Here is a 10,086-nt window from a genome sequence, read left to right as displayed (position 1 = left end):
TCGGGTGCCCGTTACGCGGGTTTGCCCGATGATCATATCCATTTTATGGCTTTGCCTTTTTATGAAACCGGCAAGACCAAGAAAAACGCGGTGGGCGAGGAAGACATTCTTTTAACCATCGAACTTTTACAAAAAGTAAAGCCGCAGCAGATCTTTGCTGCCGGTGATTTTGCTGATCCGAATGGTACACACCTCGTATGTTTCAACATTATCCTGGCTGCTTTGGCGAGGTTAAAAGGTAAAGAGGCCTGGGTGGATGATTGCTGGTTGTGGATGTACCGCGGTGCATGGCACGAGTTTGAAACCTACGAAATTGAAATGGCTGTGCCTCTTTCACCTCAGGAGGTGATCCGTAAGCGTAACGCCATATTTAAACATCAATCACAAAAAGATCGTCCCGTTTTCCCGGGTGATGATGCCCGCGAATTCTGGGTAAGGGCCGAGGATCGCACCCGTGACACCGCTCAACGTTATGATCGCCTCGGATTGGCTGAATATGAGGCGATGGAGGCGTTTGTGAGATACCGCTTTTAGAGTGGTCGATAGTCTATAGACGATGGTCAATGGATTTTTATAATAATAAAACGGCGATAGGTTAACACTTATCGCCGTTTTTGCTTCTTACTAAATATGAAAAACACGCGTGATTGCGAGGAGGAACGACGTGGCAATCCCCTACTTACAGAGCGGCTCTACAAATCGGGGATTATTAATATTGTTAATTGTCTTTTAAAGGAATTAATGAGCTCCCTCTGGTCGGTTGGCCACGCTGCGCTCGCAATGACGTCTTTTTTAGTTAGTTTTATGATCTATCGACCATCGACTATGAACTTCTACCTTCCCTCTACAACCCCATCTTCCCATTCACCAACTCAATAACCTCAGCTTCGAGGGCAATTGCCTTTTGTTCAATAGCATTACCTTTTGCAATTATATCAGTCACAAAATCCTTATCCTTATAGCTCGAGGCATTGATCTTTACATTCATAAAAGCGCCTAAAACAGCGGTACGGGCGCAAAGGGCAGCCACACCGGCATCGGTTACCGAGTTAGGGTTACCCATCTCCACCATCGCCTTGATCACTTCCATGCTGTTCAGAGCAACTTGCATTACTTTAAACGGAACCTCAATAGCGTATCTCGTTGCATCCTGTATCGCTTTATCCCTGGCTGTTTTTTCTTCAGGAGTTGATTTGGGTAAGCCGAAAGATTCCATAATGCGATTAAACGCGGTAGTATCCAAGTCAACCAGGCGGATCAGTTCGTCTTTATAAACCTGCGCTTTTTCGGCCCAGTTACTGAATTCTTCCCAACGATCATCCCAGCCTTTTTTGTGCGAGCTCAGGTTAGCCACCATTCCCGCCAGCGAAGCGCCTAAAGACCCCACGTAGGCCGAAATAGAGCCTCCACCCGGGGCCGGGCTTTCACTGGCTGTTTCATCAGCAAACTCTGCCAGGCTCATGCTCACCAGCTTGCTGGCGGTCTTATCTTTCAACAGGTATTCAATAATACGTTCTTCGGGGATAAAAGGCCCAAGTTCATCCAATCCCATTGATTTGATCGCGATCCGGATCAATTCCTTTTCGCTTACCCCTACCGAGCGCTTTTGCTTCCGCAGAAAATATTTGCCTGCATCCAGCATAGCTTTTAAAGGAATCAGTCCCACCAATTCGCTGCCTGTAACCCGGATGCCTCGTGCGTGGGCTTTATCACAAACTTCATCAAAGGCTTTATGTACCGGAGTTACCTCGATATTGGTCAAGTTCATGGAGATCTGCGCAATGCCGTACTCCTCAATGTACCAACCAATAGCTTTTACCGATTTTAATGTACCAGGGACATTTTTAGGCTTTCCATGCTCGTCATTTACCGTACGGCCAGCCTCGCGTACATCAAAAGCAATGGCATTGGCTCTGCGGGTTGAGGTGGTATTCAGGTTTACATTATAAGCTACCAGGAAATCACGCGCGCCAATTACGGTAGCACCGCGTTTTACGTCGTTCTCCGCCGGACCAAAATCCGGGGCCCATTCCGGCAGTTTGATTTTCTTAAAAAAGCCTTCATATTCACCCGCCCTTATCACCGACAAATTGCTGCGACTTTTATTGGGCTGTGCCTGCTCATACAAATAAACCGGAATCTGCAACTCTTCACCAACCCGTTTAGCCAGCTGGCGTGCATATTCTGCCGTTTCTTCCATGCTAATATTACTGATGGGTATCAACGGACAAACATCCGTAGCACCCATCCTGGGATGCTCGCCTTTTTGTTTGCTCATATCTATCAGCTCTCCTGCTTTTTTTATGGCGAGAAAGGCAGCCTGTATCACTTTCTCCGGTTCGCCTACAAAGGTTACCACGGTTCGGTTAGTGGCCTTGCCGGGATCGACATTCAACAGGCGTACGCCTTCAACAGACTCTACCTCATTGGTGATCTGTTTTATAATATCAAGATTTACACCCTCGCTAAAATTCGGAACGCATTCTATTAATTTCTGGCTCATTGATTTATTAGTTTATTTGTTCATTGGTTGATATATTTTTTAGTTCCCCTCTTGAGAGGGGGTGCGAAGGAGAGTGAAATGGCGGGGTGTGTTCTTCGTCTGACGTACAGAAACACACCCCTCCACCCCTCTCAAGAGGGGAATCGCACAATCCCCTACTTTTTATCTTTTATATACCTGATACCCATACCTTACCCGGCTTCAGTTTACCCTGGTGATATAGTATCTCCCGGTAATCATTACATGGATAAGCCTGCATATCGGCCAGTTTATTGGGGGCTAAAATACCACGATCATTTAATTTTAGCGCCGATGCCGCTCTGAAAGTTAAACCTGCAAATACTTCGGCAGCACATAGCTTTTCGGCAGCACCCATTACTGCTGCCTGCATCAGCAGATCGCCCATGGGGGCCGAGCCTGGGTTCCAGTCGCTGGCAATGGCCAAACAGGCTCCGGCATCCAGCAACTTGCGAGCGGGCGCATAAGCCATCCCCAATCCTAAAGAGGCACCAGGTAAAATTACCGCTACGGTATCAGATTTAGCCAGCATATTGATCTCCCGGTCTGTACTGGCCTCCAGGTGATCGGCCGAGGCTGCTCTTGCCTGAATAGCTACTTCACTGCCGCCTGTAGTAAATTGATCAGCATGCACGGTTATTTCAAAACCCAATTGTTTGGCTTTGGCGAGGTAATTCAGGGCATCGCTTGCGTTAAAAGCGCTTTCCTCAATAAATATATCCACACGGTTTGTTAAACGTTGCTGCTTAATAACGGGTAGCAGATTCTGTAAAATATGGTTCAGGTATTCCTGGTGCGTGCCATCAAAATCTTTAGGCAGCATGTGTGCAGCAAGGCAGGCGGATACCAGGCTGGCACGCGTTTTATCCGCAGCGGCTTTGATCGCCCTTAACTGTTTTAGCTCGCCATCAATACTTAAACCGTAGCCACTTTTTACTTCGATGGTGGTAACCCCTTCGGCCAAATGGCGTTGTACCCGACTTAGCAGTAAGCTAGTTAATGTAGCCTCATCAGCAACCCGGGTTTGTGTAACCGAATCCCAGATACCGCCACCTGCTTTGGCTATTTCCAGGTAGGTTTTACCCGCGGTGCGCAAGGCGTAATCCTTTGCCCGGCTACCCGCGAAACAGATGTGCGTATGGCAATCCACAAAGCCAGGTAACAATACATGCCCGCCGGTAATTTCTTCAGTTGGTACCGATGGATTAACCGATCTTAGTTTTTCAAAGTCATCAACAGCCACAATCAATCCATCATCAACCAGCACGCCTCCATTTGGAATGATTTGCAGGTGTTCATCCTTCAGAGCACCTTTTAACGGGCGTCCTGTTAATGGTAATATTTGTGTGAACGGACCTATTAGTTTTTTCATGTTGTTATCTTTTTACCACCTCGTCATTGCGAGGCACGAAGCAATCCCTACTTAAGCAGGCCGATCCTGCAAACTCTAAACCGTTCTATTCACTCTGTATAGCATAGAGACTGTTTCGTACCTCACAATGACGCTTTTTATTCTTCATGGTTTTATCAGACTTACGAAGTTTTAAAACGGTGAAACCTTCAATGAATCCATTGGAAAACAAATTACACTGAATTAAACTTCGTAAGTCTTTTTCCCAATGACCTAATGACCACCCTTACCACACCTTCAATCCAAATTTATCTGCCCATTCCTGCGCTTTATCATAGCCGGCATCGGCATGTCGGAAGATGCCCATCGCAGGGTCGTTATGCAATACACGTTTCAGGCAGGTGGCCGCGCGTTCGGTACCATCGGCCAAAACAACCATGCCTGCATGCTGCGAATAACCCATACCTACGCCGCCACCATGATGGAATGATATCCAGGTGGCTCCCCCTGCCGCGTTGGCCATCAGGTTGAGCAATGGCCAGTCGGATACAGCGTCCGATCCATCTTTCATGGCCTCGGTTTCCCGGTTGGGCGATGCTACCGAACCGCAATCCAGATGGTCGCGACCAATCACAATAGGGCCTTTTACTTTGCCCGTTTTCACCAGTTCGTTAAACAGCAATCCCGCTTTTTCCCTGTCGCCAAGACCCAGCCAGCAAATACGTGCCGGCAAACCCTGGAACGAGATCTTTTCCTGCGCGTTTTTAAGCCATTTAATGAGTGGTTTATCTTCGGGGAATAGTTCCATCAAAGCCCTGTCGGTTGTATAAATATCTTCCGGATCACCAGATAAGGCTACCCACCTAAAGGGTCCTTTACCTTCGCAAAACAGCGGACGGATATAGGCGGGGGTAAATCCCGGGAAGTTAAACGCGTTGGGTTCGCCACCCTGTTTGGCAAACTCGCGCAGGTTGTTGCCATAATCAAAAGTAACCGCACCTTTACTTTGCAATTGTAACATCAGGCTCACATGGCGCGCCATGCTTTTTAGTGATAAACGCTTGTACCCGGCTTCATCACTTTTACGTAAAGCAGCAGCCTCTGTTAACGATAATCCATTGGGAATATATCCGTTCAAAGGGTCATGCGCCGATGTCTGGTCAGTCAAGACATCGGGAATAATATTATCTTTTAACAAACGCTCCAACAGATCGCCTGCATCACTCACCAGCCCAACGGAAAGTGTTTCTTTTTTAGCGATCGCTTCCTTTACCCAGGCAATGGCCTCATCGTAGGAATGGGTAATCCTGTAGATATATTGCGTATCTACCCGTTTTTGAATACGCGACGCGTCTACATCAGCACCTAAAAAAACACCACCCGCCATAGTAGCGGCCAATGGCTGAGCGCCACCCATGCCACCTAAACCTGCACTTACGATGAGTTTGCCGGTGAGGTCGCCGTTAAAATGCTGATTACCGCACTCTACAAAAGTTTCATAAGTGCCCTGTAAAATACCCTGTGTACCTATGTAGATCCAGCTACCGGCCGTCATCTGGCCGTACATCATGAGGCCTTTGGCCCGTAGTTCATTAAAATGCTCCCAGTTGGCCCAGGCAGGTACCAGATTGCTGTTGGCTATCAGTACGCGGGGCGCTTCGGGGTGACTACGGATAATCCCTACCGGCTTGCCCGATTGGATCAGCAGGGAATGATGCTCATCCAGTTCCAAAAGCAATTCAATTATTTTCCGGAGCGATTCCGGGTTACGGGCCGCCTGACCGATGCCGCCATATACTACCAATTCATCTGGATTTTCGGCTACCTGACCATCTAAATTATTAAGCAGCATACGTAATGGCGCTTCTGTTTGCCAGCTTTTGGCGTGCAGCTGCATACCACGCGGCGCCTTGTACACCGGGTGGTTGGCATAAGTTTTAATAAATTCCGAACTCGTCATGGCTGAGATTGATATGGTGATGAATAGCTGTTTCGTTAGCAATTGCCAGCAAAGAGCCGTTAGTGATCAGTTGATGTAAATTATGGATATCTGTAGCAAAAACACGATCATCCTGTATATGGAGCACATGCTGCCTTACCAGGTTATGAATCGCCTCGATAACCGGCGTTGATTTTAATGGGCGACGGAAATCAACGGCCTGCGCAGCATACAGCAGTTCAATGGCCTGTATATATTCCAGGTTATCAATTACCTGGTGCAATTTGCGCCCGCTGATAGAGCCCATGGAAACGTGATCCTCCTGGCCCAGGGAAGTAGGCACACTATCGGCACTGGCCGGAAAACACAGGGTTTTATTTTCGGTGACCAGCGCCGCAGTGGTATATTGGGGTATCATTAAACCTGAATTTAAACCGGCATCCTGCGTAAGCAATTTAGGCAGACCGTAACGGCCCTCGCTCATCAAATAACAGCGGCGATCAGCAATATTGCCCAACTCGGCAGCGGCAACGGTGGCATAATCCAGCGGCAAAGCCAATGGTTGTCCGTGGAAATTACCACCACTGATAGTGTCATCGGCATTAAAAATTACCGGGTTATCTGTTACCGAATTGAGTTCGATCTCCGTGAGTTCTTTCAGATGCAGCCAGGCATTGCGTGATGCGCCATGCACCTGCGGCATACATCTTAAGGAGTATGGATCCTGCACCCTATCGCAATTTACATGCGAGGAGTTGATCTCTGATCCTGTGAGTAAAGTAAACAATCTGTCGGCTACTACTTTTGTACCTTTAAAGGGACGGATAGCATGTAATCGTGCGTCAAAGGGTCTTGCCGAACCCATTAGGCCTTCTAATGATAAAGCACCGATCAGATCAGCACGGTTCAGGGCATCATCCAGGCGCTGCACGGCTTTTACCGCAAAGGCCAGTATAAATTGGGTACCGTTAATGAGTGCGAGACCTTCTTTAGGACCTAACACCAAGGGCAGCAGATTGTGTTTTTTTAATAAATCTCCGGCAGGCGCGCGCTGGTCGTTCTCGTACACCTCACCTAAACCAATCAGGGGTAAAAATAGGTGCGACAGCGGGGCCAGATCGCCGGATGCCCCTACCGATCCTTTTTCGGGAACTACAGGAATGATATCATGGTCGATATGCCAGATGATGCGCTGTAATGTTTCGGGAGCCACACCGGAATAGCCCTGCGCCAATGCCTGCACCTTGGTGATCAGCATGAGTTTGGCTATCTCCTGCGGGATGGGCTTACCTACGCCTACGCTATGGCTCTTGAGGATATTACTTTGCAGCAAACTGGTATCAGCTTCGGATATGCGGGTATCGCACAGCGGACCAAAGCCGGTGTTGATACCATAAACCGGGTGCTGGGCATGCACAATTTTTTCAACCTCGCGCCAGGAAGCACGGATGGCTTTATCGGCATCAGCATTAATAATGCCTTTGGTTTTGCCAGCGGCTATATCCAGGCAAATACCTATAGTTAAATGATCGGTACCATAATTAAATATGCTATTCATGGTGGGTTGTTTTTAGATCGGTAATTAATTTCTGACTGATCACTTCGGCCAGGTTAGCCTGGCGAAAAGCCGTTTCCAGTCCGGTTATGGCCGGGAGTAATTGTTTGGCCTGTTCATCGCTTTCCACCAGTTCGGTCATAGCGGCACTGATGGCATCCCACATGGGTAATATCTGCGCTAACAGCTCGCGCCCGCTATCAGTCAAGGTTACCAATTGACGGCGACCATCATCGGCACAGGTAGCCGAAGTAACCAGTTTACGACTCTTTAAATTGGTAATGAGCTGACTGGCGGCCGGGTGCGAAACCTCGATCTGCTCGCTCAATTCTTTGATTGACAGGGCTTCATTTTTAGATAACAGATAAAAAACAGGGAACCAACTGGCATCAAAATCAATCCCCTCATTTTGGTAAGCGCGATTAATTTCGGCCAGAAATGCCTCACTCAACCTGCGTAAGCGACTGCCCAGGGCCAGGTAACCCAGGCTTTGATATAAATTCATAGTGCAATTTATATAAGTACTTATATAATTGCAAATTTTATTTTCATGGGCCCCTTTTGGAGAGTAAATGATTGACATTTCCTAAAAGGGTGTCATGCTAAGCCCGTCGAAGCATAGTGGGCAGGCCTCTGCGTTCGACCCTTCGACGGAGCTCAGGGTGACAGCCCCTCTTTTTGTGATATTATTGATGTATTATGCCAATCATAGGCCATTACCCTTTGGAGAGGGTTTGGGTGAGGCGAATACGTGATATTCCCCTTCAAATAAGGTATTTTTACGTATGCTGAAATCTCTTTTATTGCCTAATTTTACCTCAACCAAACCCTTTATTCCATGACAAATGCCCCTCCCGTTCAATTAGCCGAGAACAAGCTCGAGGTTGATTGCATCAAGCCTTTTGAAAACATAGCATTGGCATTTTCGGGTGGTGGCTTCAGAGCAGCTTCATTTGCATTGGGTGTACTGTCATATCTGAATAAGGTGACTTTTGACGATGATACCGCCGGTCTTCATGGCCAAACACTTTTGCAGCAGGTGCGTTACCTGTCATCAGCATCGGGTGGAACAATTACTACTACGCTGTACGCATTATACAATGCACAGGGTAAAAATTTCGGACAATTTTACACCAAACTATTTACCGGTCTTAACGGCGACAATTTGTTGCGGCAATCATTAGAGATACTGGCCGATAAAAAACAGTGGAAAAACCGGCCTCAAAAAACCCGTAACATCATCAATTCTTTCGCGCTTGCCTATGACCAATATCTGTTTGACGGCTTAACGCTGGAATCACTCTATCATGGTACATCGCCAACGGCCCACCTGCAGGAGGTTTGCTTCAACGCCACCGAATTTTATACCGGGCAATCTTTTCGGCAGAATATCAAACTGGTGCCGGACCAGGGAGCCGATGAAAAGTTTAAATATGGTAACGAGGTGATTTATGTAGACAACACGGTTGCAGGTAAAATAAAACTGGGCGATGTGCTGGCCGCGTCATCCTGTTTTCCGGCTGGATTTGAGCCTATTATTTACCCAAATGATTTTACACATCAGCAATTAAATATCCACGACCTGAAAAACGCCCTGTCGCTGGTACCACAAACCGGCGACAAGGAGGAAACCGAGTTTATAAACCACAAACAATTTGGCTTGATGGATGGTGGCATTACCGATAACCAGGGCCTGCAAAGCATGATGGAGGCCGACGGCCGCAGGCTCGACAAAAAAACCAGTTTCCCGCACTTTGACCTGATGCTCGTGAACGATGTGGGCAGCCATTATATACACCCCTATGTATTACCCAAAATATCAAAAGGTTATGAATTAAACCTTTGGGGCGTTTTTTATATCACACTCGGTATTTTACTCGCCGCTTTAACAGGGGTTTGGTATGGGATAAGTCATCATAGCACTCCGTGGATAATTGCCGGCGCCTTATTTATACCTATCCCTTTTATATGGGTATCTGGTGTATTATATGTAAGGCACCAGTTATTCAGCGTATCAAAGGCTTCAGCAGGGATGAATTTAAAGCGCAATTTTACCGAACAGATCATCCATATATTGGTGAGTTTTTTTTCCAAAACATCCATCAGTCTCCTTGTACATATGCTCAACACACGTGCACAATCTGTACTGATGCTCAATACTAGCATATTTTTAAAGCGCATCAGGCAGTTACTTTATGATAAATTTTATGGTAGCACCCAATGGAACAACCGCGGTAAAGGCAACCACGTTTATGACTTGTCATTCTCAAACGATATAAACCGAGGCCAAGGCAACAGCCAGTATATGACCACGCCATCATACCTTAACCCCAGTACCGATATGCAGGTGGTGTCGCAAACGGCTTATAATATGGGCACCACCCTATGGTTCGATAAAAAATCGACCGAGCAGCAGTATACAGAGGCCTCCCTGATAGCTTGCGGTCAATTTACCACCTGTTATAACCTGTTGGAATATATCGACCGGCTGCTGGATAAAAATACCGGTACTCCCTATGACGATAAATACGAAAACCGCCTGCTCAAACTCAAAGCCCAGATGACCGCGGATTACGAGCACTTTAAAACTGACCCGTTTTTTCTGTACAATACTTCAGGAACCGATTATCAGATGCCCAACTTTAAACCTATCAAAATGATGGACATCCCGTTTCCGAAAAACTGGAAGGAGAAAAAACAGGATCAATAAAGATTGATCA

Annotated in this window: 6 protein-coding genes and 1 pseudogene; 2 read left to right on the top strand and 5 right to left on the bottom strand. The window is 47.0% G+C overall.

The features are described 5' to 3' along the window. Positions 1-534 (top strand): annotated as a pseudogene (locus ACTJKG_RS27205) (glucosamine-6-phosphate deaminase); the annotation flags it as partial. A 310-nt stretch (positions 535-844) separates the two neighbouring features. Here ACTJKG_RS27205 and ftcD read toward each other — a convergent pair. The 5 genes from ftcD to ACTJKG_RS27180 form a co-directional block, all read right to left on the bottom strand. Further along, positions 845-2,503: a glutamate formimidoyltransferase gene (gene ftcD / locus ACTJKG_RS27200; RefSeq protein WP_440740981.1), complete on the bottom strand. Its 1,659-nt coding sequence runs from the start codon at positions 2,501-2,503 to the stop codon at positions 845-847. 169 nt (positions 2,504-2,672) lie between these two features. Next, entirely contained in the window at positions 2,673-3,893 is a 1,221-nt protein-coding gene (gene hutI, locus ACTJKG_RS27195) for an imidazolonepropionase (protein ID WP_440740980.1), read from the bottom strand. 265 nt (positions 3,894-4,158) lie between these two features. Then, entirely contained in the window at positions 4,159-5,832 is a 1,674-nt protein-coding gene (gene hutU, locus ACTJKG_RS27190) for a urocanate hydratase (RefSeq protein ID WP_172338404.1), read from the bottom strand. Further along, positions 5,810-7,369: a histidine ammonia-lyase gene (gene hutH / locus ACTJKG_RS27185; RefSeq protein ID WP_172338403.1), complete on the bottom strand. Its 1,560-nt coding sequence runs from the start codon at positions 7,367-7,369 to the stop codon at positions 5,810-5,812. Before hutH ends, hutU begins: the two co-directional genes overlap by 23 nt. Then, entirely contained in the window at positions 7,362-7,871 is a 510-nt protein-coding gene (locus ACTJKG_RS27180; protein WP_172338402.1) for a MarR family winged helix-turn-helix transcriptional regulator, read from the bottom strand. Before ACTJKG_RS27180 ends, hutH begins: the two co-directional genes overlap by 8 nt. A gap of 333 nt (positions 7,872-8,204) precedes the next feature. On the opposite strand from ACTJKG_RS27180, the gene ACTJKG_RS27175 reads away from it, so the two are divergent. Beyond that, complete coding sequence (locus ACTJKG_RS27175) at positions 8,205-10,076, top strand: patatin-like phospholipase family protein (RefSeq protein WP_172338401.1); 1,872 nt, start codon at positions 8,205-8,207, stop codon at positions 10,074-10,076. Positions 10,077-10,086 lie beyond the last annotated feature (10 nt).

Source organism: Mucilaginibacter sp. 22184, assembly GCF_052045695.1.
Classification (GTDB): Bacteria; Bacteroidota; Bacteroidia; order Sphingobacteriales; family Sphingobacteriaceae; genus Mucilaginibacter.
This window is presented reverse-complemented; position numbering and strand designations above follow the sequence as displayed.